We start from the raw sequence: 24,966 nt of genomic DNA on the forward strand, positions 1-24,966 counted from the left end.
AGCGAAGAGCCTGAAGGGGCATGGACAAGCGACGTGACCGAGGCTGCGCTTAACTGAGCAGTCCTCGTCATAAAGATCGGCCGCGGCGGAAACGGCGCGGCCTTTATCGTTGGGATTTGGCTGGTGCTGCTGGGGAGGATTGAACTCCCGACCTCACCCTTACCAAGGGTGCGCTCTACCACTGAGCTACAGCAGCCTCGCCGCGGGGGAGTAGCTGTAACGGCGCGGTCGCGCAAGCCCTGACTGGACGGTTTTTGTCGCGCTTGTTAGGAGCTTTTTATGGTGGACGAGCGTTCCAAAGAGGGCCCCGCGGGGCAGGATCCGAAGGCAAGTGATCAGAAAGATGAGCGGGACGCGCGGCTTAAGGCGGCGCTGAAGGCCAATCTTGCCCGGCGGAAGGCACAAAAACGAGCGCGAAGCGCGGACGGGCAGGACAAGGACTAGAGGCATGGATTCGATTGTGGTGCGGGGGGGCAAGGCGCTCTCGGGGAAGATACCGATTGCGGGAGCGAAGAATGCGTGTCTGACGCTGATGCCTGCGACGCTGTTGAGCGAGGAGCCGCTGACGCTGACGAATGCGCCGCGGTTGAGCGATATCAAGACGATGACGGAGCTGTTGCAGTCGCTTGGGGCGGAGGTGACCTCGCTTCAGGATGGCAAGGTCGTGGCGATGTCCTCGCACGCTTTGGACAACACCCGGGCGGATTACGATATCGTGCGGAAGATGCGGGCCTCGATCCTTGTCTTGGGACCGATGCTGGCGCGGATGGGAGAGGCAGTCGTGTCTCTTCCGGGGGGCTGCGCCATCGGGGCGCGGCCGGTGGATCTGCATCTGACGGGGCTTGAGGCGCTGGGAGCGGAGCTGGATCTGAGGGATGGGTATGTCCACGCTAAGGCGCCCGGCGGGCTGAAGGGCGGGCGGGTTGAGCTGGCCTTCGCAAGCGTGGGGGCCACGGAAAATATCCTTATGGCGTCGACACTTGCGAAGGGGACAACTGTCATCGAGAACGCGGCGCGAGAGCCCGAGATCGTTGACCTGGCCCGGTGCTTGCGGGCCATGGGCGCGCAGATCGAGGGTGAGGGAAGCTCGACCATCACGGTCGAGGGCGTCGACCGGCTGGGCGGGGCGACCCATCAGGTGGTGACGGACCGGATCGAGCTAGGGACCTACATGCTGGCACCGGCCTTTACGGGCGGCTCGGTGGAGTGCCTGGGCGGGCGGCTGGACCTCGTGGGGTCATTTGTCGAAAAGCTAGAGGCTGCGGGGCTTGAGATCAGCGAAACGGAGGCGGGGATCCGGGTGGCGCGGTCGAACGGGCGCGTTCATGCGGTCGATGTGACGACGGAGCCGTTTCCGGGATTCCCGACCGACCTGCAGGCGCAGATGATGGCGATGCTGTGCCTGGCGGACGGAACCAGCGTGCTGCACGAAAAAATCTTTGAAAACAGGTTCATGCATGCGCCGGAGCTGCAGAGGATGGGCGCGCGGATTGACGTGCGCGGCGGGACGGCGACGGTCACGGGGGTGGAAAGCCTGAAGGGCGCGCCGGTGATGGCGACGGATCTGCGGGCATCGGTGTCGCTGATCCTGGCGGGGCTTGCGGCGGAAGGGGAGACGGTGGTGAACCGGGTCTATCACCTCGACCGGGGCTACGAGCATGTGGAAGAGAAATTGCGGGCCGTCGGGGCCGATATCGAACGGGTGAGCGCGTGAGTGAAGATGCCCGGTTTTCCGACGGGGTCGAGCGGCCATTGCGGCTGGTCGCGCGGGACGAGGAGGATCTGAAGGTTCTTTCGGCGCTGGTCCAGGATGCGGTCTTTCCGGCCTCGGAGATGCTGTGGCGCCCGGGGGAGCGCAGATTTGCCATTCTTCTCAATCGCTTCCGCTGGGAGGATAAACCCGCCGCCGAACGGCGCGGGCGGGATTTCGAGCGGGTGCAGGCGGTGCTGGATTTCGAGGATGTGACCGGGGTGGCCTCGCAGGGGGTGGTGCGGGATGCGGATACTGTGCTGTCGCTGCTGTCCCTCGAATGGGAGGCGGGCGAGGACGGGACCGGCGCATTGGTTCTGACGCTGGCCGGCGACGGGGCGATCAAGGTCGACGTCGAAGCGCTGGAGGTGATTTTGCGCGATGTGACAAGGCCTTACCGTGCGCCATCCCGGAAAGCGCCGGAGCATGACGGCTGAGATCCGGACGCTTGGGCCCAAGGATGTGACCGCGTGGCGGGAGATCCGGCTGGAAGGGCTGAGGACGATGCCCGAGGCGTTCCTCACGACCTATGAGGAGGAGCGCGCCCGAAGCGACGCGGAGGTTGCCGAGCGGCTGTCGCAAGGCGCGATCCGAGGCGCTTACGTAGACGGCACATTGGCTGCCGTTCTGGCCTATGTTCCGATGACAGCCGCCGCGGCGATTCATCGGGGAGAGATCGGCGCATTCTACGCGCGCGCGGGCTTTCGGGGCACGGGTGTTGCGTCGGCCCTGTTGCGTGCGACCGTTGCAGAGGCGGTCACAGGCGGGGTGAAACAGCTCGAGCTCTTCGTGGCCGAGGACAATTTTCGCGCGATCACGTTCTACGAGCGGCACGGGTTTCGGTGGCAGGGGCGGCTTCCGCGGGCAGTGCGTTTGGGCGATCGCTGGCAGGATGATCACTTCTATGTCCTAAGGCTGGATTAACGGGGCGCTCGGCGCTCCCTTGCGGGCGCTTCTCGCTGGGCGGGTTGAGGCGATCTGGTGGGGCGTGTAGGAGCGGGCCATGGCCCAGTTTCTGCACAGCGATGCCCCGGATTTCGAGACCGCGTTCAGTGAGCTCCTGAGCGCGAAGCGCGAGGATGCGGTGGACGTGGACGACGCGGTGGCGGCGATCATCGCCGATGTGCGCGCGCGCGGCGATGCGGCGGTGATCGAGCTGACGCACAAGTTCGACCGGCTGGATCTGACGCCGGGGACGCTGGCGTTTTCCGTGGAGGAGGTGGATGCGGAGGTCGCCAAGGTCTCGGCCGAGGACCGGGCGGCGCTGGATCTCGCGGCGGAGCGGATCGAGGCCTATCATACGCGCCAGATGCCTGAGGATGCGGCATGGGAGGAAGACACCGGCGCGATGCTGGGCTGGCGCTGGCGGCCTGTCGATGCGGCGGGGCTTTACGTGCCGGGGGGGCTTGCGAGCTATCCGTCGAGCGTGCTGATGAACGCGATCCCGGCGCGGGTGGCGGGGGTGAAGCGGCTGGTGATGTGCTGCCCGACGCCGGATGGGGTGGTGAACCCGCTGGTGCTGGCGGCGGCGCGGATTGCGGGGATCGACCAGGTGTTCCGGATCGGCGGGGCGCAGGCGGTGGCGGCGATGGCCTATGGGACCGAGACGGTGCCGGCGGTCGACAAAATCACGGGGCCGGGCAATGCCTATGTGGCGGCGGCCAAAAGGCGGGTTTTCGGACGCGTGGGGATCGACATGATCGCGGGGCCGTCGGAAGTGCTTGTGATCGCTGACGAAACCGGGGATGCCGACTGGATCGCGCTGGATCTGCTGAGCCAGGCGGAGCATGATGCAAGCGCGCAATCGGTGCTGATCACGACGGATGAGGCGCTGGGGCGCGCTGTGATGGAGGCGGTGGACCGGCATCTGGGGGTGCTGCAGCGGGCTGCGATCGCAGGCGCCTCGTGGCGCGATTTCGGCGCGGTGATCGTGGTGCGGGACCTCGACGAGGCGGCGGTGCTGACGGATCGGTTTGCTCCGGAACATCTGGAATTGTGCGTGGCGGAGCCGGACGGGTTGGCTGGGAAGATCACCCATGCGGGGGCGATTTTCCTGGGATCCTGGACGCCGGAGGCGGTGGGCGATTATGTGGGCGGGCCGAACCATGTGCTGCCGACGGCGCGGTCGGCGCGGTTTTCCAGCGGGTTGAGCGTTCTGGACTTCCTCAAGCGGACGACGCTGGCGCGGATGACGCCGGCGGCGCTGGCAGCGGTCGGGCCGGCGGCGGAGCGGCTGGCGATTTCGGAGAGCCTGGAGGCGCATGGATTGAGCGTGCGGGCGCGGCTGGACAGGTTGAACAGATGAGCCGGATTGTCGAGATATCGTTGGACGACAAGGGGTTGCCCGCGCCGACGCCGGAGATCGCGCAGGAGCGGCAGGTGGCGATTTTCGACCTGCTGGAGGGCAATACCTTCGCGCTGGCCAAGCGGGACGGGAAGGCGGTGCATCCCGGCCCCTACAGGATGGAACTGGCTATCCGGGACCAGCGGCTGGCCTTCGAGATGAGTGCGGAGAACGGGGATCCGGCGGGGGCGTTCTACCTGTCGCTTGGGCCGTTCCGGCAGGTGGTGAAGGACTATTTCCAGATCTGCGAGAGCTATTTCGAGGCGGTGAAGACGCTGCCGCCCAGCCAGATCGAGACGATCGACATGGCGCGGCGCGGGATCCACAACGAAGGGGCGCGGATCCTTCAGGAGCGGCTGGAGGGCAAGGCGGAGGTCGACGACGACACGGCGCGGCGGTTGTTCACGCTGATCTGCGTGTTGCATTTCGGGGGCTGAGCGTGGCGCGCAAGACCCTGCCCCAATCGGTGCTCTTTTGCTGCGATCATAATTCCGTCCGGTCTCCGATGGCCGAGGGGATCATGAAAAAGCTTTATGGCACGGATTGTTACGTGCAGTCGGCGGGGGTGTTCAACGACCGGGACATCGACGGGTTCGCCGTCTCGGTCTGCGAGGAGATCGGCGTGGAGCTTTCCCGCCACAGGTCGCGCAGCTTCGACGAGATGGAGGATTGGGGGGATGATCTGGGCTCGTTCGATCTGGTGATTGCGTTGTCCCCGGCCTCCCAGCGGCGGGCGCTGGAGCTGACGCGGACGCGGCATGTGGATGTGGAGTATTGGCCGATCCTCGACCCGACGGGGCTGGGGGAACGGCGGGACGACAAGCTGAGGAGCTACCGGGAGAGCCGGGATCAGATCCTGAAGCGGCTGGAGAACCGGTGGGAGCGCGCCACAGGTCCTAACGGATCGTGAGGGGGTGGGGCGGTGGGTTTTTCGGCCGCAACGCGAATCAGCGATCTTTTGACCCGTTAATGCAGGTTTCGAAAGGCGTTGCGGCGTGTCGGCATCCCGTCGGCATCCCGTCAGCTTATTGTCGGACATCTTTGGGGCAGATTGCCCGGTAACGGAGCGTTCTGCTGCGCTGCAGCGCAACAGCGCGAACAATGATGCGGATGGGCAGGATTGTTTCCCCATGGAATAGTGGGCGGTCTGAACGGCTGGGCCGGGAGCGTTAGGCGTCTTGAGGGAGGGCGCGGTGTGCGCCTGAGACGTCCGCTCGGGACCCGACATCGGCGCCGCTGCTCCCGGAGGGGTCGGTGGTGCAAGAGGGGAAACCTTCAAGGTATTTAGGGCAAGATGAGGACGCGTCGTCTGGCTCGTGGAAGGGCGCGTTAAGGTTAAACGGCGGCAAGGTTAACCGGGCGAAAGCCCGTCGAGAGGCGAGCTGGCCCGAGGTCGCGGGCCAGCTCTTTCTTCAGTCGCGCAGTTTCGCGATGTCGGTCATCAGGCCTTCGGTTCCGTTATGGACCGTCAGCCGGTCGACCTTCGCCGCGATCGTCTCGAGCGCCTCGAGCTCTTTCAGCCGCAGCATGACCGGGTTCTCGGCCATCACCTTGGCGGTGTTCAGAAGCGAGCGCGTCGCGTTCGTTTCTTCCCGCCGCCGGATGACGTTCGCCTCGGCCTCTTTTTCGGCCGTGACGACCCGGTTCAGGATCTCGCGCATTTCACCCGGCAGGATCACGTCCTTCAGGGCGATCTCGCTGACCTCGAGGCCGATCTTGGCCATCTCGGTCCGGACGTGGCCGGCCGCCTCGTCCGAGACGGTGACCTTGTCCGCCAGAAGCGCATCGAGCGTGAGCGCCCCGAGCGTCTTGCGGAACGCGAATTGCAGCGACAGGTGCAGGGCCTCAGCGAAGTCCTTTACCGTCCGCAGGGCAACCAGCGGATCCGAGACCCGGTAGGTGGCCGTCAGGTTCACGCGCACGGTGACGCGGTCAGCCGTCAGAACCTCCTGCCCCGAGACGTCGTGATGCTGCCAGCGGGTATCGATCAGCCGGACGAGGTGCTTGCGCGTCAGCTGCCAGAACCAGTAGGTGCCCGGCTCCAGCGTGCGCGTGACCACGCCGTCGATCGACAGGATCCCGACCGTGCCATCGCCAACCTCGACCGAGCGGAGCGTGTCCGTCAGGCGGGCCTGCATCAGGCGCAGGGCGAGATCGCTGTCGACCTCGTGGCTGCCGTCAAGCGACACCGTCTCGACCGTCCAGTCGCCCGCGTCGGACCAGTAGAGGCGCCGTTCGTTGGGCTTGACCAGATCGAAGGCGAGACCGTTCCGGCTGACGACTTTCACCTCCGCCGAGGCGGCTTCGACGACGGTGAGATGCGCCTCGACCAGGTCGGGGCGCGTCCGCAGGAGCGCGTCTTCGTCCTTGGAGATGAAGCGTGGCGCGTCGAGGTCGTAGACGGTCCAATCGATCCATTCTCGCGGCAGGACGTGTTCGCCTGCGCCGAGGATGGTATCGAAGCGGCCCTTGTTCCAGACGAGCGCACGCTCGTGTTCCCAGAGAGTGAGCCGTTGGCGGCCCAGCAGGCGGTCTGTGATTTTCGTCAGTATCGTCGTCATCGTTCCGGTCTTTCTGTTCGGTCTCGCTACACGCGATCCTCCTTTGGTTGGGTCGTGGGTTGCGGCCCGGTTGGCCGACAGGTGTGAAGCGCCCGAAGGCGCGGGAAAGAGGTGAAGCCCGGGACCATCCCGCGCCGTGGCCGCAGGCGGAAGGCGGGCGAGCGGGCAGGGGCGACGTGGCGCGGGGCATGGGAGCGGTCGAAACCCCTCCGGCCCGGCGGCCGCGCGGCCCTGCCATCGTCCCAACCTCCGGCCGGAAGCCAGAGCGAGAAGCGGTCGTCAGCGTCGGCCCCGGAGGGCGCCAGCGTCGGGCCGCCCCCGCTGGGACGATCCCGGACCCGATGTGGTGCCACCCTTTCGGGCGTCAATGAGGAGTCGAACCTCAGGACTCTCATCCTTACCTTGGAAGCGTTGGCGGGAGTTGAACCCGCGACCGATGGATTAGGAATCCATTGCTCTATCCACTGAGCTACAGCGCATCCCGCACGATCTGTCCCGGCCCTGGCATACGGCGTCGGCAGTGCCGCCCGCACCGGACGAGGCGCGACCTCGTTCCGCTAGGGTCCGTTCCGTCCTGAACGGGAGGCGCCGGATAGCCGGGACAGTGGGGAGTCGCCTACCGGAAAAATTCCTTGGGGGAAGCTCTGTTGCGTTGACGCAACGGAATGGAGCATGGGGGCCACTATACTGCGTCTTCGGGACGGAAAGAAAAAGGCCGCCCCGGAGGGCGGCCTCTCAACCGGATGGCGATGAATTATTCGCCTTCGTAACGCGGCTGGCTTTCGAGGTCTGCGCGGTTCGTCTGGACATAGACGCGCAGGTTGTCGGTTTCCTGATTGCGCAGGATCGCGACGTTCTGCATTTCGACCGCGACCGGCTTTTCGCCGAGGCCGAGGAAGCCGCCCACATCGATGATCGCGCGGTCAATTTCGCCATTCGCGCCGAGGAGCAGTTCGCCGATTTCGCCGACGTTTTCGTCATTGGTGTCGTAGACACTGGCGCCGGTCAGCGTGCTCATCTCGATCTGGTCGGGACGGACGAGGTCGTAGCCGTCGCGCTGAACGTCGGCGCTGGCGGTCTGCTCGGTCTCGGTCGTCTCGGTCATCGTCGAGGCGTCGGCGGTTTCGGCTTCCGTCTGCATGGACGCGGAGCTGTCGGCCTCGGCCATCTGCTCGTCCTGCTCGCCTTCCGTCGTCAGCGTGCCGGCTTCTGCGGTCTGCAGCTGCGTGTCGGAGCTGTCGGTTTCGGTCTGGGCGTCTGCGGTCTGGCTTTCCTCCGAAGACTCCTCCTGCATCAGGTTGGACTGATCGGCCTCGGCCGTCTGCTCGCCTTCCATCGGCTGGGTCTGGTCGGAGGCGTCTGCGGTCTGGGTGCCGCTTTCCTCTTCACCGGCCTGACGGAGCGTGACCTGAACTTCGCCCTGCTGCTCGAACGTCACCTGCGGCTCACCGCTGGAGGTGAAGGTGAGTTCGGGCTCGGCCGCTTCGAAGCGAACGCTCGGCTCGGCGCGGCTGATCTGGATCTCGGCCGGGTCAGCTTCGCTGTCTTCCTCGAAGATCACGGTGGGATCGGCCTGGGCGAGGTTGATCTGCGCGTTGGTGTTGGCGCGCGGTTCGCGAGCTTCGCCCTGGGCGTAGGTTTCGCCGGACTGGCGGTCCTGCACCTGGATGCCGGGGCTGCCTTCGGCGCTTTCAGCCGTGCGCAATTCGAGGTTCACCGTTGGCGGGGCCTGGTTCACGGTGATCTGGGGTTCGGCCTGGCGCACCTCGACCTGGGGGCGGCTGGCGGTCACGTCGACGCCCGGCTCGGGCATGGTGATGATGATCTCGGGCGCGGCCTGGGTGATGGTGATGGTCGGCTGCGGCATGTCGAGTTCGATCTGCGGTGCCTGCTGGCGGACGATGATCTCGGCCGCTTCCTGGGTGACTGAGACCTGCGGGCGCTGGCTGGAGACGACGACCTCGGTTTCGCCCGGCGCGACGTCGACCTGCGGCGGCTCCTGCTCGAGGAAGACCATGCCTTCGACGACGCGCTCGTCTTCGAGCGTGACGGTCAGCTGATCGGTTTCGGCGAGCCGACCTTCGGCATCGATCTCGGCCTCGGCGGTCGCGGTACCGGAGGTGGCCGTTTCCCAGTCGGCGAGCACCTGCTCGCAGCGGGCGATGTCGCCCTCGTCGGCGATGGTCATGATGTCGTCGCGCGTGAGGTCGAGGCTTTCGGGGATCCCGTCCTGGGATTCCTGCATGAGGTTGTTACAGGCGTTCTGGTCCTGCGCCATGGCGGGCATCGCAAAGGCGGGCACGGTCAGCGCGGTGGAAATGAGCAGTCGGCGAAGCATGGAAACTCCCTTTCTCTTCGTCGGTGTGATGTCCGGCGAACGGATCGGGGGCACCGATGTTTCCGTTGCATTCCTGCAGTGATTTAGGTTTTTCGCGAAGTTTTCGGGAACCTTTTCGCGAGTTCCGATTCAGCTTTGCCCGACGGCGATGTCGACGCCTGCGAGCTGGTCGCGTTCCTCGTGGTAGGCGCGGGCCGCTGCAATCAGCGCCGAGAAGATGCGGCGCTGGCGGCGGGCGTAGAAGAGGTGTTCGGGGTGCCATTGCACGCCCAGCATGTAGGGGTCGCGGATGCGTTCGACCGATTGGATCATCCCGCCGTCATCCCGGGCGGCGACGCGCAGGCCACGGCCAAGGGCGCAGACCGCCTGGGAATGGAGCGCGTTGACCTTCATGGGCTGCGGCCCGACCAGGCCGGCAAGGCGGGTGTCCTCTTCGACGGTGACGGTCTTGCGCGGCAGGACGGTCTTGTACTTGCGGGAGCCAAAGGTCTTGTAAGCGTCCTGATCGAGGTCGCCGCCGAGGACCACGTTGATCATCTGGCTGCCGCGGCAGATGCCGAGGAGCGGCGTGTTCGTCTTCCAGGCGTGTTCGACGATCTGCCGTTCCAGCGCGTCGCGCGCGGGGTCGAGGCGGGCGGAGATCACCGGCTCCATCCCGTAGAGGTCGGGGGATATGTCGTCGCCGCCGCCGATGATGACGCCGTCGACCGCGTCGACATCGACGTCGCGGTCGGCCTGCCAGCGGATCGCGCGGCCCCCCGCGAGCCAGACGTTGAACGCGACGAGCGGGAAGATCCGCCAGCCGGAGCGCTGGGAGACGGTGACGCCGATGGTGGGTTTCATGCGGCTTCTCCGACCAGCTCTTCGATCAGGCCGGACTGGTCCACCCGTTCCGTCACGCGGTCGGGCCAGTCGGAGCGGACGGTCGTGAACGATCCACGATGTTCGATCCAGTCGGTACGAAGCTGTTCCATCAGGTCGAAATTGGCGGCGATACGTTCGATCACCACCCAGCGGTTCCATTCGAGCGCCAGCGACCAGTCAGCCTCGTCGATGCGGCAATCGGGCAGGCGGTAGTGATAGGCCGGACGGGCGCTGATCTTTTCGTCCGGGAGCGCCTCTTTCAGGCGGTCGGGCGCTATGTGGGCCAGGATCGGCAGGAGGTCGAGCGCGCGGTTCCGAGTGGGGTTGTGCTTGAGGTAGAGGGTGATGAGCGCGTCCATGTCGATCCGCTCTGCCGCGCAGAGCGCGTCGATGAAAGCGCGGGGGTAGGGATCGACGAAGGGGCCGATGCGGCGCGAGGTATCGACCCAGTCGAAGGCGCGGATCACATCGTCGCAGAGGGCGAAGGCGGTGGTGACCCTGAGGATATGGTCTGCCGTTTCTTCGGCCAGCTGAACATTGAGGTGGACCCCCCATCCGAGGAGGATGCCGCTGCGGCTGCCGGTGGCGCCGGCCTTGCGCAGGGCGGCACGGGCGGCGTCTAGCCGGGGGAGGGCGGCGAAGGGCAGGGGCTCTGTCACGATTTCGACCGGGACGACGGAGCGTGCGATTTCGAGGAGCTGGCCGAGGATTGCGGTGTCGATCTGGTCGCGCCAGGCTGTGTCGAGATAGACTTCGATCTCTCCGATGTCGGAGCCCGTCACGGTGTATTTGGTATCGCCGTCGCAGCGGATTTCTCCGCCCAGCGTGTCGGCGAGGATGCGGGCGGCCTTGTCTTCGCGCAGGCCGCCGAATTCGATCTCGACCCCGCATTTGCGGCCGTCGCCGTGGGGCAGCGGCAGGAAACGGTCGCGGGGCAGGGTGAGGTGCAGGTCGGACATCGGGGAGGAAACGCAGATGTGGCCGATCGGGTTGCATCGCAGCGTCGCGCGCGGCGAGAGGCCAGATTCCCCTTGAAAAGCGCCGGGTCCGGGCGCATCTAGTGCGCGGCTTCGCGGAATTGTGCGGAGCGATGTGCAAGGAGAGACCATGGCCAAGGAAGAACTGCTCGAATTTCCCGGCGTCGTGAAGGAACTCCTGCCGAATGCGACGTTCAGGGTCGAGCTGGAAAACGGCCATGAGATCATTGCGCATACGGCGGGAAAGATGCGGAAGAACCGGATCCGGGTGCTTGCGGGGGACCGTGTGCAGGTGGAGATGACGCCGTATGACCTGACGAAGGGCCGGATCAACTATCGCTTCAAGTAAGGTGCGGTTGATCCTGGGCTCCGGCTCGCCCCGGCGGCTGGAGCTTCTGGCGCAGATCGGGGTCGTGCCCGATGCCGTGCGCCCGCCGGATATCGACGAGACTCCTGCAAAGGGCGAGCTGCCGCGGCCCTATTGCGAACGGATCGCGCTGGAGAAGGTGCGCACGGTCGAGGCCTCGGGTGACGAGGTCGTTTTGTGCGCGGATACTACGGTTGCGCTGGGGCGGCGGATCTTCGGTAAGCCTACGGATGCGGGGGAGGCGGCGGCGTTTCTGGTGAAACTGATGGGGCGGCGGCATGATGTGATCACGGCTGTCGCCGTGCGGCGTGGGGAGCAGATCTGGCAGCGGTCGGTGGTGACGGCGGTGAAGATGAAGCGCCTCTCGGACATCGAGCTGAACGGCTATCTCGACGGTGGCGACTGGGAAGGCAAGGCGGGGGCCTATGCCATCCAGGGGCCGGCGGGAGCGTTCATCCCGTGGATCAGCGGGTCGTTCACCGGGGTCGTGGGGTTGCCCTTGGCCGAGACGGCGGGGCTGTTGCGCGCCGCGGGGGTGATCCGGTGAGGCGGACGGTGGTGCTGGATCACCTGGCGGGTCGCGAGGCGGCGGCGCTGCTGGTGGACGGGCGGCTGGAGGATTTCCTGCTGGAGACCGACGAGGTGCGGCCCGGGGCGATCTATCGCGCGATCTGCGACCGGCCGCTGAAGGGGCAGGGGGGCATGATGGTGCGCCTGCCCGACGGAACGGGATTTCTGCGGCAGGGCAAGGGGCTGGCGCCGGGGCAGGCGCTGCTGGCGCAGGTGACGGGTTTTGCGGAGGACGGGAAGGCGGTGCCGGTCACAGAGCGGCTGATCTTCAAGAGCCGTTATGCGATCGTCACGCCCGGCGCGGACGGGATCAATGTGAGCCGCCAGATCAAAGACGACGAGGCGCGGGTGCGGCTGCTGGAGGTCGCCCATGAGGTCTTCGACGGCCCGGGCGGGCTGATCCTGCGGTCGGCGGCGGAGGGCGCGTCGGGCGAGGAGGTCGCCGACGATATCGCGGCGATGTCTGCGCTGGCTGGCGCTGTTTTGGGTGATGCGGAAGGCCGCGAGCCCGAGGCGCTGACCGACGGGGATGGGCCGCACGCCTTGGCATGGCGCGAGTGGACGGATCCGGCGGACGTCGTGACCGAGCCCGGTGGCTTCGCGGAACTTGGTGTGCTTGATGCACTGGAGGATCTGCGGTCCGCTCGCGTAGGGCTCGATGGCGGGTCGATGTTTGTGGAGCCGACGCGGGCGCTGGTGGCTGTCGATGTGAATACCGGCGGCGATACGTCGCCTGCGGCGGGGCTGAAGGCGAACCTGGCGGCTGCGAAGAGGCTGCCGTGCGCGTTGCGGTTGCGTGGGCTTGGCGGTCAGGTGACGGTCGATTTTGCCCCGATGACGAAGGCCCATCGGCGGCAGGTCGAGACCGCGTTGCGCGCGGCCTTCCGGGCCGATCCGATCGAGACGGCGCTGGTCGGCTGGACGCCGCTGGGGCATTACGAATTGCAGCGTAAGCGCGAGCGGGCGCCGGTGCGTCTTCCAGAGAGCTTCTGAGCCGCCGCTATCCGTCGAATTCCAGACCCGCGATGTGTTGGTTCAGGAAGTCGATGCGCTGAGCTGCGTAGTGCGAGAGGCACTGAAGCTTGCCTGCGTCTTCATCCATCACATCGAAGACTGTCCATGCAGCGAGATCGCAATCGGCATTGCGGCTTGCGGCCCAGCTGTCCTGGGCTTTCATCAGATCGGTGGTCAGACGTTCCGCCCTGTCGGGAAATCTGGCCTGCGTCATCTCGGTGGCCTCGCTGACTTTGGCGGCGAGCAGGATTTCCCACCGCTTCTGTTCCGCTTGCAGGAAGACGAGGCTGCGGGGGCTCAGGCCGGTTTCCACCCCGTAGAGATCGCTCACGATCCCGAGGCAGGCTGTGGCGGGGACACTTCCCGACAAGCAGTGGAGGAGCGGATCGTGGTCCGGGTTTGCCAGCTTGGCCAGTTGTCCGATCCCGGCGATTGGATTGCGGGGCGAAATGGTATGATCATCACAGTAGAGTGTCGTTTGGCTGCCCGAGGGGAGGGTGACCACAATTCCTGCTTCAGCATCGCCCAGACCGGCAAACAGGCTTTCGAACGGCTTATAGGAGCCCAGGCTTGCGAAGACTTCGTAGGATGTGACGCCGTTATAGAATGTGACGCTTTCCCGAATTGTCTGTTCGTCCCAGGGGAAAGGCCTGTACGGCATGGTTTCGAGCGTCGTTTCGAGCCGGAGTTCAAGCTGGCCGGAATCCTTGATGTAGGCGTAGGTTACGCGGTCGTCTTTCGCTGAGAGAAAGACGCTGTTCTGCCCCTCGTTCAGGGTGCACCAGAAGAAAAACCCGTGATCCTCTTCTTCGGCATTCGCCATTGCGGGCAGGAAGAGCAGCACGAAAGCCCATGAGCGAAGAATTGGCATTGTGTCCTCCTGCAGCGTTGGACTGGAATGAGGGGCGCTTTGGCGCCGGTGTCAACCGGACGAGCGGGGCAGGGCGGATTTTGCTTGCCTGCCGCGAAGTGCGTTCCCATATCGAGAGACCTCTGATGCCGGAAGGTACCCTGCCGATGACCTGCCCGATCTGCGACAAACCTGCAGCCCATGCCTATCGCCCGTTCTGTTCCAAGCGCTGCGCGGACAAGGATCTGGGCCGTTGGATGACGGGCGCCTATGCCGTGCCCTCGGCCGAGCCGCCGGATGAGGACGAGATCGAGCAGGCGCTGACGGAGCAGCAGCGCGAGCACTGATAGGCCGCGCCGCCGTTTGACTATGCGCAACCGATCATCCCGAGATCCGGCCTAGGGTACCGGTCGGGAGGTGCCCGCATGTGCTGGAGCCCTGAGGCGACCCTGGCCATGGTCGGGATCGGTGCCGTGGCGACGGAGGTCACGCGCCGGCGCGGCGAGCCGGTCGCGATCTGGGGGACGCTCGGCTATTTCACAGGTATGGAGGTGCTGCAGGCTGCAGGCTATCTGGTGATCGACCAGTGCGGCACGCCGGGAAACCGGACTGTCACAGCTCTGTCCTACCTGCACATCGCCTTTCAGCCCTTGGTCATCAATGCCTTTGCCCTGCATCTTGTCCCCGAGGGGATCCGGCGGCGGTGGTGGCGGACGGTGATGGCGCTGAGCGGGCTGGCGAGCCTGATCCTGCTGGCGAAGCTGCTGCCCTGGCCGGTGCTGGGGCCCTGCGTTCCGGGCACGGCGCTTTGTGCAGAGGCGTTCTGCACCCGGGCGGGCGAATGGCACCTGGCCTGGGACGTACACTATAACGGGCTGACCGTGCCGTTTGAGGCGGCCTTGGGCATCGGGCCGGGCTTTCCGGAATACATGCTGGCCGTGTTCCTTATGCCAATCGTCTACGGTGCCTGGCGATTCGTCGTGCTCCATGCACTGGTGGGGCCGATCCTGGCGTTGCAGCTGACCTCCGATCCCGGAGAGATGCCGGCGATCTGGTGCCTGTTCTCGATCGGGCTCCTGCTGATCGGGCTGAGCCCGGCGGTACGGCGTCAGGTGAGCACGACGCGCTGGTGGGGACGGGAGGTCCGGGCATGAGCTGGCGCGGCGCGATGTTCGCGGATCGGGTGGAGGCCGGGCGGGCGCTGGCCGCGGCGCTGCCGCCGCTCGATCCCGAAGACACCGTCGTCGTCGCCCTGCCGCGCGGCGGCGTGCCGGTCGCGGCCGAGATCTGCCGGGCGCGGGGCCTGCCGATGGACCTGGTTTTTGTGCGCAAGATCGGCGCGCCGGGCCAGCCGGAGCTCGCCGTGGGCGCGATCGTCGACGGCGACCGGCCGGTGGTGGAACGCGACGATCGGATCGCAGGGGCCTTTGGCCTGTCCGCCGAGGAGGTCGCAGCGATGGGTCGGGACCTGCTGCCCGAAATCGCGCGGCGCAAGGCCCGCTACCTCGCCGGCCGGGCGCGGCCGGATCTGGCGGGCAAGACAGTGGTTGTTGTCGATGACGGGATCGCGACGGGGGCGACGATGGGCGCGAGCCTGCGGGGGCTGCGGGCGGCGGGCGCGGGGCGGATCATCCTTGCCGTACCGGTCGCCCCGCCCGAGGTGCTGGCGCGGTTCGAGGCGCTGGCGGACGAGGTGATCTGCCTGTGTCCCGATCCCGGCTTCCGCGCCGTCGGGGCCTATTACGCGCGCTTCCCGCAGGTCAGCGATGAAGAGGTCATCTCCCTCCTGGCCGAGGCTGGGCGGGGCGATGGCGGTGGCGACGCGCCTTAGGTGCCGGCCTAGCGGCAGACGACCTGATATCGGTCCCGTTCCTGCTGCTCGGACGGTGTGGAGGCGGGCGGCAGGGGGCCATGGAACTCCACCCGGTTCCCGCCTGCGGGATCGAAGCGGTAGACCGTTCCCTCCCACGCGCCGTAGTTGATCCAGCCGCCGTGCGGCCCGTCGACCTGCGACGGTGTGATGGGCGTGCCCCCGAACGTGGTCTGCCGCTCTTGCCGCGAATAGAGCTGTACCGTGTCGGATGCGAAGACCGGGACGCCCGCCCCCATGGCCAGAGCGCGGCAGGTCGCCCGCCCGTCCTCACTGCGGGCGGCATTGCAGGCCAGCAGGCGGATCCGGCTGGTGATCCGTCCGCTGATATCCCGCCCGAAGGCCTGGGCATTCCCGGGGTGGATGCATTCCACACCAAGCTGGATCGCCCAATCGCTGCTGCCCTGGGCCACATCGACGCCGTGGGCGAGGATGCTGAGGGTCGGAACCGGGTTGGGGCTGACATCGGTATGGTAGGCGCCGGCCGGCGGCGGTACCCCGTCGACGACGCCGGGGCCCGAGGCGAAACGGCTTTCGGTGGCGGCCCGGATCCGGTCGACGATCTCAGAAAGTCGTTCGCAATGGCTTTCGATCACATGGATCCCCTCCCGGCCGTGAACGTGGCCGCGGAGCCGGGTATCATGCACCACAATATGGTCGTATGGCATCAATAGGTCCTCAAAACACTCAGCAATGGCGGGATCCTAGCAAATTCGGGGCCTCCGATCCACGGCGGCGTATTTGGCCGGATTTTGGCTCTGGACACCGGCGCGGCGGTCGACTACGTCACCCAAACCCCGGCGGGGATCGCTGCGCCTTCGGTGCGGATCGCCCTGCCAGCATGGCCAGAAGCGCCACCCGTGCCCGGGTAGCTCAGGGGTAGAGCAGTGGATTGAAAATCCTCGTGTCGGTGGTTCGATTCCGCCCCCGGGCACCACTCATCAAATGACTGGTGGTCTAATGACCGATGTGTTGTGCCGCATCTTTTTGCGGCCTAGTCGGTATGTCCGTGGCGTTTGTTTACGCTCTGCTGAGGCGTCTGATGCGATCGCCTGCGCAAAGATCAGTCATGTCAGATCGGCGATCCCAAAGCGTCAATGTCTGACACTGGCACCTGCGTCGGACAAGGTGCACCGACGATTACTAGAACTTGAGCTTGGGTGCCGTGATCTGTCTGGAAACCTTCGACTGGCAGATCACTCTGTTGACGCGCTGCAATCCGGAAACGTAATCGATGACGTGTGCGTGATTTCAGCGAGGCAGTCATGCAATTTCATCAGGACGGTTTCCGCAGCGGCGATCCCACCGTTGCGCCGGCCGACCGGCACGCAGGTGTAAAGTCCTGTCATGCGGACGTGCTGATCGTCGGTTGCGGACCCGCTGGGCTTACGCTGGCGGCGCAGCTTTCAGCTTTCCCCGATATCTCCGTGCGCGTCGTGGAGCGAAAGCCGGGGCCGCTTGAGGTGGGACAGGCCGACGGCATCGCCTGCCGCTCTGTCGAGATGTTCGAGGCGTTCGGCTTTGCCGAGAAGGTCATCAAGGAGGGATACTGCGTCAACGAGGTGACGTTCTGGCGCCCGGGCAAGGATGGCACCTCGCTCACCCGGGCGGACCGCATCCAGGACGTCGAAGACGATCTGTCCGAAATGCCCCATGTCATCCTCAGCCAGGCGCGAATTCATGATTTCTACCTAGAAATCATGCGGAACTCTCCGCGCCGGCTCACACCCGACTACAACCTCGAACTGGTCGCCCTCGCCCGGACGGATCATCCGGAGTACCCGGTCACCGCCACCTTCAACCGGCTGGATGACGAAGGCGAGACCGAAACCCTGCATGCCCGCTATGTCGTCGGCTGTGACGGTGCCCGCAGCCGCGTTCGACATGCGATGGGTCACGAGCTGCGCGGCGCGTCCGCGCGTCAACTCTGGGGCGTGATGGATGTTCTGGCGCGAACGGATTTCCCTGATATCCGCCTTAAATGCGCGATCCAGTCGGCGGAGGCCGGCAGTGTCTTGATCATTCCGCGTGAAGGCGGATATATGGTGCGCCTCTATATCGAGCTTGACGAACTTGGCGAGGGTGAGCGGGCCGCCGATCGCGGCGTCACCCCCGAGCTGCTCATCGCCAGAGCGCAGCAGATCATGGCACCCTACTCGCTGGATGTCGCCGAGGTCGCATGGTGGTCGGCCTATGAGATTGGCCAGCGGGTCTGCGACGCGTTCGACGATGTCTCCGATGACGAGCGCGGCAAAAAGGAACCTCGCATCTTCATTGCCGGAGATGCTTGTCACACCCATAGCCCGAAGGCCGGTCAGGGGATGAATGTCTCTATGGCTGACGCATTCAACCTGGGTTGGAAGCTCGCTGCTGTCCTGCGGGGTCACGCCGTGCCTGCCTTGCTCGATACCTACTCCGAGGAGCGCCGGGCCAAGGCGACGGAACTGATCGATTTCGACCGGGACATGGCCCGCCTTTTCAGTGCGAAACCGAAGAATGCTGCTGAAGCAGAGCTGTTCCAGCAGTATTTCAAGAGGCACGGCCGCTACACCGCCGGTGTCGAAACCTGCTACGCCCCTTCGCTGATCATCGGGGATTCCAGATACCAGGAACTCGCGAGCGGCTTTGTCGTTGGCAAGCGCTTCCACTCCGCCCCTGTGATCCGCCTTGCCGACGCTAAGCCGATGCACCTTGGCCACGCGCTCAAGGCGGATGGCCGGTGGCGCATCATCCTGTTCGCACCCGGACGTGATGCCGGCAGATCTGGTGGAGCTGTCGCACAAGTCTGCGAAACCTTGGGTGGGGCATCGGGCGTTATCTCGCGCTTTACGCCAGGTGGGGCCGATATCGACAGCGTCTTCGATATCCGCGCGGTCTTTCAATGTGGCCATCGCCAGATGGATCTGGAAGGCCTGCCAAGCCTGCTTCTGCCAGCGAAGGGTGCTCTGGGTTTGACGGATTACGAGAAAGTCTTCTGCCCGGCGGTCGATGGGCCCGACATCTTCGATCTCCGGGGGATTGATCGCACCCACGGCGCGTTGGTCGTGATCCGTCCTGATCAATACGTCGCTCAGCTCGGTCCATTGGATGCCGCGAGCGAGGTCGACGACTTTTTCCGCAGGGTTTTCAGACAGGTCGCACCGGTCGACAACAGACCCCTTTAGCCGGCCCAAGCCGGTCATTGGATTGGTTGTGTAGATGCCACGCTGCCTGTCGGCGTCGAACTTCCGAGGCGCTCATGGGATCAGCGAGGGTCATTGTGGCCGATCGGGCCGCGGACGGCCTGTTCTTGACGGTCGTTCTTCGAGGAATGACCTTTATCCCGAGCGAGAGACGCGCCTTCGCCCCTGTGGCGTCTTGCGGCGCTCGCTCAAGTCACTGGGAACGGACCAGGTCCGAACTCCAGCGTGCAAGCGCGTCTGCAATCAGGATCTTGTCCGACCCGATGACGAATGTCGTCACCCCGGCCGAGCGCCAGCGGTCGACCAGATCGCGGCACTCGACAGGATCGGGCGAGAAGACCGGCATCATCACAGGGACACCTGCGTCATGCGCGGCGCCGGCCATCTCGGCCACTGCCGCTGCAACGTCCCTGTGCCGCCAGTCACCGTTCAGCCCCATCGATACCGACAGATCGAACGGGCCGATCATCACCGCTGCAAGGCCGGGGGTTGTGCAGATCCCGGCGATGTTTCGATGGCCGGGTGCGGTTTCCACCAGCGCGATGGCGCCGGTGCGATCCTGCTCGGTGCGGGCGTAAGCGTCCCAGTTGCGGATGAAGTGACCGCCCGACCGGCAGCAGGGGCAGGCGCCGCGCAACCCGTCAGGGGCGAACCGTGTCGCGGCGACGGCCTGCGCGGCGTCCTCGGCGGTTTCGACATTCGGCACGACGACATGCGGGATGCCCGCATCGAGTGCCTTCATGATCTCTACCGGATCGTTCCGCGACACGCGAAGCGCAACCGCGATGTCGTTGGCATCCGCCGCGCGCGCCAGGTTCTCTGCCGTCTCGATCCCGAACGGCCCGTGCTGGCAGTCGAGGATGGTGAAGTTGAACCCGTTGAGCCCGATCAGATCCACCAGCTCGGGCGCGGGAATCTGCGTCCAGGTGCCAAGCGTCGTCTCCTGTGCTGCCAAAAGCGCTTTCAGGTTCTGGCTCATGCGGCGTCCAGTCCGAGGATCGCCTTGCATTTGATCTCCACCAGAATGCCCGGCATCGAGAAGCCCTTCACGGCGAAGCCCGTCCAGGTCGGGTAGCGGTTCGTGAAGTAGCGATCCTTGACTGACAGGAAGGTTGTGAGATCTGCCATGCTGTCGGCAAACCAGGTCTCCAGTTCGACCACGTCATCGAACCCGGCGCCCGCCGCGTGCAGCACCTTGCCGACATTCTCGAAGGCCTGAACGAACTGCGCTTCGACGCCTTCGACCACGTTCAGGTTCTCGTCCCGCCCGACCTGCCCGGAGAGGTAGAGCGTATTGCCCACCCGGATCGCAGGCGCGTAGTGATAGGTGTCGTAGATGTTCTCCATTCCCGGCGGGATGATGACCTCTCGTTTCGGCATGGCTCAGCTCCTGTAGCAGACGGCCTTCACGGCCTCGACAATCCGGCTTGCGTCGGGCATGAACGCGCGCTCTAGCCGGTCGTTGTAGGGGACGGGCATCTCTGGCGCGCCGACCCGGGCGACCGGCGCATCGAGCCAGTCGAACGCCTCGTCCTGGATCGTTGCGGCGATTTCGCCGCCGAAGCCGCCGAAGACGGGGGCTTCATGGACGACGACCGCCCGGTTGATCTTGCGGACCGAGGCGAGGATCGTGTCGGTGTCGAGCGGTTTGAGCGTCCGCGGGTCGATCACCTCCACCTCGATCCCCTCGCGGGCCAGGCGATCCGCCGCCTGTACGGCACGTTCGACCATCGCGAGTGTGGCGATGATCGTGCAGTCGCGCCCTTCGCGGACCACGCGCGCCCGGCCCGGGGCGATGCGGTAGTGCTCTTCGGGCACCGGCTGCTCGGCGCCGAGATAGAGCAGCTTGTGCTCCAGAAACACGACCGGCCCGTCATGGGCGATGGCCGCCGCCATCAGCCCCTTGGCGTCGTAGGCCGAGGAGGGCGCATAGACCTGCAGACCGGGGATGTTGAGAAAGAGCGCCTCGAGCGACTGGCAATGCTGTGCGGCCAACCGGATGCCCGCACCCTGCGGCCCCCGAAAGACGATCGGCACCTTGGCTTTGCCGCCCAGCATGAACCGCGCCTTGGCGGCCTGGTTGACGATGGCGTCCATCATCAGGGTCACGAAGTCCCAAAGCTGCGCCTCCACGACGACCCGCTTGCCGCGCATCGCCGCCCCGACCCCGGCGGTCGAGATGATGCCTTCCGAAATCGGCGTGTCGCGCACCCGGTCGGGGCCGAAGCGCTCATAGAGTCCTGTCGTCAGGCCGAAGATCCCACCTGTCGGGCCGATGTCCTCGCCCATCAGGATCACGTCGGGATCGGCCTCCATCTCCAGCGCGAAGGCTTCGGTGATTGCGGCCTTGTAGGTGATCCGGCGGTTGCCCGGGGCGGGTTCCGACGCCTCGAACGCCGTCGGCGGCACGACCTTGCCCAGCGCGTTGTCCTGATCGGGTTCCGGCTGCGCCTCGGCCCAGGCGATGGCGGCCTCGATCTCGTCGGCCACCTCGCTTTCCCGGGCGGCCACCTCGTCCGCGTCGGCGATCCCGTCGCGCACCAGCCCTTCGCTCAGCCGCGCGATCGGGTCGCGGGCTTTCCACTCCGTTTCCTCCTCGGATCCCCGATAGGCGGGCAGGTTCGCCCGCATGGAATGGTCGTCCCAACGATAGGTCAGCGCCTCGATCAGGGTCGGGCCGTCGCCCGCCCGGGCGCGCAGCGCCGCACGCTCCACAGCCTCGAACACCGCGCCCACCTCGTTGCCGTCGATCCGCTCGTTCGGGATGCCGTAGGCGTCGCCCCGCGCGGCGATCGAGACGCCCGCCGTCACGCTCTCCGTCGCGGTGGTCAGGCCGTACTGGTTGTTCTCGCAGAAGAATACGATCGGCAGCGACCAGATCGCGGCGAGGTTCAGCGCCTCGTGAAAGATCCCCTCATTCGCGGCTCCGTCCCCGAAGAACGAGATGCCGATATTGCCCGACCCGTTCAGCTGCTCGGCCAAAGCCGCGCCCACGCCCAGCCCGATCCCCGCGCCGACGATCCCGTTCGCGCCAAGGATGCTGCGCTCGAAATCGGCGATATGCATCGACCCGCCAAGGCCCGCGCAATAGCCAGCCTCGCGCCCCATCAACTCGGCGAACATCCGGCCGATATCCGATCCCTTGGCGATGGTGTGGCCGTGCCCTCGGTGATGGGTCAGCAGGAAGTCATCGGGCAGGAGCGCAAGGCAGGCGCCCGCCGCGACGCCCTCCTGCCCGACGCTGGAATGCGCCGTGCCCTTGATGACGCCCTTCAGAAACAGCTCCTTCGCGCGCGTCTCGAACCTGCGGATGCGCAGCATGGTGCGCAGGGCCGCCGTCCGCTCCTCCGGGCCGAGGCGATTTCCCGGCGATCGCCTCTCCAGCGTGTCGAGGATATGCGCACCGCCCATCCCGCTCACCCGTAGACCAGGCGCGGCAACCAGAGCGACAGGTCCGGCCAGACGACCACGATGACAAGCGCGAGGATCTGCAGCCCAATGAATGGCCATTGCGCGGCGAAGATCTCGGACAGGGCCAGGCTGTCGCCCGTCGCGCCCTTCAGATAGAAGCATGCCGGCCCGAACGGCGGCGTCAGATAGGCGATCTGCATCGACAGGTTGAACACGATCCCGAACCAGATCGGGTCATAGCCAAGCTCCGTCAGCACCGGCAGGAAGATCGGCATCGTCAGAAACAGGATCCCGATCCAGTCGATGAAGAAGCCCAGCAGGATGAAGACCAGGATCATCACGACGAGGATGATCCCTGGCTGCTGGCTGACGCCCGCCAGCATCTCGGACGCGAAGGTGATCCCGCCCATAAGGTTGTAGACGCCGATCAGGGCATTGGTGCCAAAGACCAGCCAGAACACCATGCCGCAGGTGCGGAGCGCCTGAACCAGCACCTCGCGGATCATCTCAAGACTGAAGGTGCCGCGGATCCATGCCGCGACCGCGGCACCAAAGGCCCCGAGGGCGGCGCTTTCGGTGATCGAGGCAAACCCGGCGTAGATCGACACCAGCACGCCGCCCGCAACGGCCATTGGCAGGGCGACGCCCTTGAAGAGCGCCAACTTCTCGGTAAGCGGCATGTCCCGCTCCTCCGGCGGCAGCGGTGGCCCCAGCGACGGGTTCAGTCCGCAGCGGACGAGGATGTAGCCGACGTAAAGGCTCGCCAGCATCAGCCCGGGCATGAGCGTGGCGAGAAAGAGGTGCGAGATCGAAACCTCTGCCGTCAGCCCGTAGAAGATCAGGATGATCGACGGCGGGATCATTGTGCCCAGCGACCCGCCCGCGGTGATCGTCCCGATGGCAAGCTTGCGGTCATAGCCGAGATTCAGCATCTGCGGCAGCGCGATCAGCCCCAAGAGGACGATCTCGCCCCCGATGATCCCGGTGGTTGCGCCCAGAAGGACAGCGACGCCGGTCGTCACCACCCCGATCCCGCCGCGCACCGATCCCGCCCAGACGTGGAAGGCGCGGTAGAGGTCCCTGGCGACGCCCGATTTCTCCATGATCGACGCCATCAGCACGAACATCGGCACCGCGATCAGTGCGAAACTGTCCAGGAAGTCGACCGTCCGGCTGCCGATGATGAAGAGCGCGTTGAACCCGAACTGGCTCACCGCCAGAACCACCGCGATCGCGCCAGAAACAAAGGCGAGCGGCACGCCCAGCATCAGCAAGAGCGCCATCGAGAGGATGATCAGCGCCGTGGCCGTCCCGATATCCATCAGCCGGCCGCCTTGGCCAGACCGCGGAGCCAGGCGACGAGGCGGACCAGCACGATGGCCAGAAACAGTGCCGCGCCGAGAAACAGGATCGCCTTGAGGTAGGACGGCAAGGGCGAATTGAGGGTGCTGCCCGACCGCTCCGGATCCCACGACCCGTCCAAGCTGAACCGCCAGATCGCGCGCTCGGTCATCCGCCACGCAGCATAGGCGAGCCCGGCGAGATATACCGCCCCCACGACCAGCGACAGACCGTCTGACAACCGGGCGAGGCCCGGCCGTTTCTCGACCAGAAGCGTGATGCGCATATGGGTGCCCTCGGCCATGCAGAAGGCGCCCCCGAAGACGAACCCCAGGCTTGCCAACAGCACCGCCGTCTCATGCGCCCAGATCGTCGGCGCATTGAAGGCGTAGCGGGCCACGACCTCGTACACCATGACGAGGACGATCAGCGCAAAGCACCAGGCCGCAGTCCGGCCCAGCCAAAGCGCCAGGCGATCCAGGAACATCACTCGCGGCCCGTGCGGCGCCGGTTCAGTTCGTCAGCCCGATCGACGACATGAAGGCCTGGTGGCTGTCAACGATGGCCTGCGCATCCGCGCTCCTCGCGCCCCAATCCGCCCAGACCTCCGCCGTCATCTCGCGAAAGGCCGCGGCGTCATCCTCGCCGAACGCGATGAAGGTCACGTCCAGCTCGTCCTTCGCCTGCGCCTCGGCCGCGGCATCCTCTTCGCCAAGCGTTGTGGCAAGCTCGTCCGACATCGCGTTGCAGGCCTCTTCAAAGGCCTCCTGATGCTCGGCTGACAGGCTGTCCCACCTGGCCTTCGAAACGCTCATCTCGGTCACCGCCATGGAGTGCCGGGCAAGCACGGAATACTTCGCCTGATTGTGCATCCCAAGCGCGACGTTCAGCGCGACATTGGCAAGGTCCGTCGCATCCAGAACGCCCGTCTCCATCGCGCTGACACTCTCGCCCACGCCCATCGTCACCAGCGATGCGCCCGCGCGGCCCAGAAGATCGGAGGCAAGGCCGCCTGGCGCGCGCATCTTCAGCCCTTCCAGATCGGCCACGCCCGCGATCTCGACCTTTGAGGGGATCTGCTCGGGCGGCCAGTAGATCGGGCAGATCAGATGCAGGTCGTATTTCGCGTAGAGGCCTCGCGCGAGATCCAGCCCGCCGCCTTCGGTAAACCAGCGGTCGCGTGTCGCGCTGTCGGGATAGGCGGCCAAGGTGTCGCCCAACACGCCCATCGCCGGGTCCTTGCCCGCGAAGTAGGACGGTGCCGTATACTGCCCGTCGAGCAGGCCGTTCTGGATCGCCTCGATCGTCTCCCCCGCGCCGACAACGGCTCCGCCCGGCAGAACTTCGATCTCGATCGCGCCATCGGTCGCCGCCGCAAGATCCGCAGCCATCTCTTGAAACGCTTTGGTGGTCGAGGCATTGGCGCCGAGGAACGTCTGCATCTTGAACGTCTCGGCAGCAGCCCCGCCCGCCATCACGGCCAGCGCTGCGGCGCCAGCAAGAAGCTTTGTAAATGTCATCAGGTCC

26 protein-coding genes and 2 tRNA genes are annotated in these 24,966 nt (G+C 65.8%); 15 read left to right on the plus strand and 13 right to left on the minus strand.

All coding sequences use genetic code 11. The features are described from left to right. Positions 1-121: 121 nt before the first annotated feature. A tRNA-Thr gene (locus tag AADZ90_RS15605) sits at positions 122-196 on the minus strand. 83 nt (positions 197-279) lie between these two features. Here AADZ90_RS15605 and AADZ90_RS15610 point away from each other — a divergent pair. From AADZ90_RS15610 to AADZ90_RS15640, 7 genes are all read left to right on the plus strand, one after another. Beyond that, positions 280-444 carry a hypothetical protein gene (locus AADZ90_RS15610; RefSeq protein ID WP_367311602.1) on the plus strand — a complete coding sequence of 55 codons (165 nt, stop codon included), beginning with the start codon at positions 280-282 and terminating at the stop codon, positions 442-444. Positions 445-448: 4 nt separating this feature from the next. Then, positions 449-1,714 carry a UDP-N-acetylglucosamine 1-carboxyvinyltransferase gene (gene murA, locus AADZ90_RS15615; protein ID WP_367311603.1) on the plus strand — a complete coding sequence of 422 codons (1,266 nt, stop codon included), beginning with the start codon at positions 449-451 and terminating at the stop codon, positions 1,712-1,714. Further along, positions 1,711-2,187 carry a DUF2948 family protein gene (locus AADZ90_RS15620; RefSeq protein ID WP_367311604.1) on the plus strand — a complete coding sequence of 159 codons (477 nt, stop codon included), beginning with the start codon at positions 1,711-1,713 and terminating at the stop codon, positions 2,185-2,187. The genes murA and AADZ90_RS15620 overlap by 4 nt, the downstream gene beginning before the upstream one ends. Continuing rightward, the gene (locus AADZ90_RS15625; RefSeq protein WP_367311605.1) at positions 2,177-2,674 is read left to right on the plus strand and encodes a GNAT family N-acetyltransferase; all 498 of its coding nucleotides are present in this window, start codon (positions 2,177-2,179) and stop codon (positions 2,672-2,674) included. The genes AADZ90_RS15620 and AADZ90_RS15625 overlap by 11 nt, the downstream gene beginning before the upstream one ends. A gap of 79 nt (positions 2,675-2,753) precedes the next feature. Further along, a complete protein-coding gene (hisD, locus tag AADZ90_RS15630) occupies positions 2,754-4,055 on the plus strand; it encodes a histidinol dehydrogenase (protein ID WP_367311606.1) in 1,302 nt (433 codons plus the stop codon). Beyond that, on the plus strand, positions 4,052-4,531 hold the full coding sequence (locus AADZ90_RS15635) for a UPF0262 family protein (protein ID WP_367311607.1): 480 nt from the start codon (positions 4,052-4,054) through the stop codon (positions 4,529-4,531). The genes hisD and AADZ90_RS15635 overlap by 4 nt, the downstream gene beginning before the upstream one ends. 68 nt (positions 4,532-4,599) lie before the next feature. Further along, complete coding sequence (locus tag AADZ90_RS15640) at positions 4,600-5,004, plus strand: arsenate-mycothiol transferase ArsC (RefSeq protein WP_367311759.1); 405 nt, start codon at positions 4,600-4,602, stop codon at positions 5,002-5,004. A 502-nt stretch (positions 5,005-5,506) separates the two neighbouring features. Here the strand turns inward: AADZ90_RS15640 and AADZ90_RS15645 are convergent. The 4 genes from AADZ90_RS15645 to AADZ90_RS15660 form a co-directional block, all read right to left on the minus strand. Then, positions 5,507-6,655, minus strand: a complete 1,149-nt coding sequence (locus AADZ90_RS15645; RefSeq protein WP_367311608.1) for an SPFH domain-containing protein — start codon at positions 6,653-6,655, stop codon at positions 5,507-5,509. A 754-nt stretch (positions 6,656-7,409) separates the two neighbouring features. Further along, complete coding sequence (locus tag AADZ90_RS15650; protein ID WP_367311609.1) at positions 7,410-8,993, minus strand: PRC-barrel domain-containing protein; 1,584 nt, start codon at positions 8,991-8,993, stop codon at positions 7,410-7,412. A 129-nt stretch (positions 8,994-9,122) separates the two neighbouring features. Further along, positions 9,123-9,836: a gamma-glutamyl-gamma-aminobutyrate hydrolase family protein gene (locus tag AADZ90_RS15655; RefSeq protein ID WP_367311610.1), complete on the minus strand. Its 714-nt coding sequence runs from the start codon at positions 9,834-9,836 to the stop codon at positions 9,123-9,125. After that, positions 9,833-10,816, minus strand: a complete 984-nt coding sequence (locus AADZ90_RS15660; RefSeq protein WP_367311611.1) for an amidoligase family protein — start codon at positions 10,814-10,816, stop codon at positions 9,833-9,835. The genes AADZ90_RS15655 and AADZ90_RS15660 overlap by 4 nt, the downstream gene beginning before the upstream one ends. Positions 10,817-10,964: 148 nt before the next feature. Here AADZ90_RS15660 and infA point away from each other — a divergent pair, with 148 nt between their 5' ends. Genes infA through AADZ90_RS15675 form a run of 3 tightly spaced genes read left to right on the plus strand, consistent with a single transcriptional unit; the run spans position 10,965 to position 12,764 of the window. After that, positions 10,965-11,183 (plus strand): translation initiation factor IF-1, encoded by a 219-nt coding sequence (gene infA, locus AADZ90_RS15665; RefSeq protein WP_021097168.1) that lies wholly within the window; start codon positions 10,965-10,967, stop codon positions 11,181-11,183. Between the two features lies 1 nt (position 11,184). Further along, entirely contained in the window at positions 11,185-11,748 is a 564-nt protein-coding gene (locus AADZ90_RS15670; protein ID WP_367311612.1) for a Maf family protein, read from the plus strand. An 8-nt stretch (positions 11,749-11,756) separates the two neighbouring features. Further along, a complete protein-coding gene (locus AADZ90_RS15675; protein ID WP_367311760.1) occupies positions 11,757-12,764 on the plus strand; it encodes a ribonuclease E/G in 1,008 nt (335 codons plus the stop codon). A gap of 7 nt (positions 12,765-12,771) precedes the next feature. Here the strand turns inward: AADZ90_RS15675 and AADZ90_RS15680 are convergent, their stop codons facing one another. Further along, positions 12,772-13,656 (minus strand): hypothetical protein, encoded by an 885-nt coding sequence (locus AADZ90_RS15680; RefSeq protein ID WP_367311613.1) that lies wholly within the window; start codon positions 13,654-13,656, stop codon positions 12,772-12,774. Between the two features lie 146 nt (positions 13,657-13,802). Between AADZ90_RS15680 and AADZ90_RS15685 the strand changes: the two genes are divergently transcribed. The 3 genes from AADZ90_RS15685 (at position 13,803) to AADZ90_RS15695 (ending at position 15,466) form a co-directional block, all read left to right on the plus strand. Beyond that, positions 13,803-13,982: a DNA gyrase inhibitor YacG gene (locus AADZ90_RS15685; protein ID WP_367311761.1), complete on the plus strand. Its 180-nt coding sequence runs from the start codon at positions 13,803-13,805 to the stop codon at positions 13,980-13,982. Between the two features lie 78 nt (positions 13,983-14,060). Further along, positions 14,061-14,789 (plus strand): DUF5765 domain-containing protein, encoded by a 729-nt coding sequence (locus tag AADZ90_RS15690; RefSeq protein ID WP_367311614.1) that lies wholly within the window; start codon positions 14,061-14,063, stop codon positions 14,787-14,789. Beyond that, the gene (locus AADZ90_RS15695; RefSeq protein WP_367311615.1) at positions 14,786-15,466 is read left to right on the plus strand and encodes a phosphoribosyltransferase; all 681 of its coding nucleotides are present in this window, start codon (positions 14,786-14,788) and stop codon (positions 15,464-15,466) included. Before AADZ90_RS15690 ends, AADZ90_RS15695 begins: the two co-directional genes overlap by 4 nt. An 8-nt stretch (positions 15,467-15,474) precedes the next feature. Here the strand turns inward: AADZ90_RS15695 and AADZ90_RS15700 are convergent, their stop codons facing one another. Beyond that, the gene (locus AADZ90_RS15700; RefSeq protein WP_367311616.1) at positions 15,475-16,173 is read right to left on the minus strand and encodes a hypothetical protein; all 699 of its coding nucleotides are present in this window, start codon (positions 16,171-16,173) and stop codon (positions 15,475-15,477) included. Between the two features lie 194 nt (positions 16,174-16,367). Between AADZ90_RS15700 and AADZ90_RS15705 the strand changes: the two genes are divergently transcribed. Beyond that, positions 16,368-16,442 (plus strand) — tRNA-Phe (locus AADZ90_RS15705). Between the two features lie 328 nt (positions 16,443-16,770). Beyond that, positions 16,771-18,669, plus strand: coding sequence for an FAD-dependent monooxygenase (locus tag AADZ90_RS15710; RefSeq protein WP_367311617.1), 1,899 nt, complete (start codon positions 16,771-16,773; stop codon positions 18,667-18,669). 211 nt (positions 18,670-18,880) lie between these two features. Here AADZ90_RS15710 and AADZ90_RS15715 read toward each other — a convergent pair whose 3' ends face one another. Genes AADZ90_RS15715 through dctP form a run of 6 tightly spaced genes read right to left on the minus strand, consistent with a single transcriptional unit; the run spans position 18,881 to position 24,959 of the window. After that, positions 18,881-19,666, minus strand: coding sequence for an HpcH/HpaI aldolase family protein (locus AADZ90_RS15715; protein ID WP_367311618.1), 786 nt, complete (start codon positions 19,664-19,666; stop codon positions 18,881-18,883). Then, entirely contained in the window at positions 19,663-20,067 is a 405-nt protein-coding gene (locus tag AADZ90_RS15720) for a RidA family protein (protein ID WP_367311619.1), read from the minus strand. Before AADZ90_RS15720 ends, AADZ90_RS15715 begins: the two co-directional genes overlap by 4 nt. Before the next feature lie 3 nt (positions 20,068-20,070). Continuing rightward, positions 20,071-22,098, minus strand: coding sequence for an alpha-ketoacid dehydrogenase subunit alpha/beta (locus tag AADZ90_RS15725; RefSeq protein ID WP_367311620.1), 2,028 nt, complete (start codon positions 22,096-22,098; stop codon positions 20,071-20,073). 5 nt (positions 22,099-22,103) lie between these two features. Further along, positions 22,104-23,420 (minus strand): TRAP transporter large permease, encoded by a 1,317-nt coding sequence (locus AADZ90_RS15730; RefSeq protein WP_367311621.1) that lies wholly within the window; start codon positions 23,418-23,420, stop codon positions 22,104-22,106. After that, positions 23,420-23,926 carry a TRAP transporter small permease subunit gene (locus AADZ90_RS15735; protein ID WP_367311622.1) on the minus strand — a complete coding sequence of 169 codons (507 nt, stop codon included), beginning with the start codon at positions 23,924-23,926 and terminating at the stop codon, positions 23,420-23,422. The genes AADZ90_RS15730 and AADZ90_RS15735 overlap by 1 nt, the downstream gene beginning before the upstream one ends. 25 nt (positions 23,927-23,951) lie before the next feature. After that, positions 23,952-24,959 (minus strand): TRAP transporter substrate-binding protein DctP, encoded by a 1,008-nt coding sequence (gene dctP / locus AADZ90_RS15740; protein ID WP_367311623.1) that lies wholly within the window; start codon positions 24,957-24,959, stop codon positions 23,952-23,954. Positions 24,960-24,966: the final 7 nt, after the last annotated feature.

The sequence above is a fragment of the Aestuariibius violaceus genome (genome assembly GCF_040779325.2).
Taxonomy (GTDB): Bacteria; Pseudomonadota; Alphaproteobacteria; order Rhodobacterales; family Rhodobacteraceae; genus Aestuariibius; species Aestuariibius violaceus.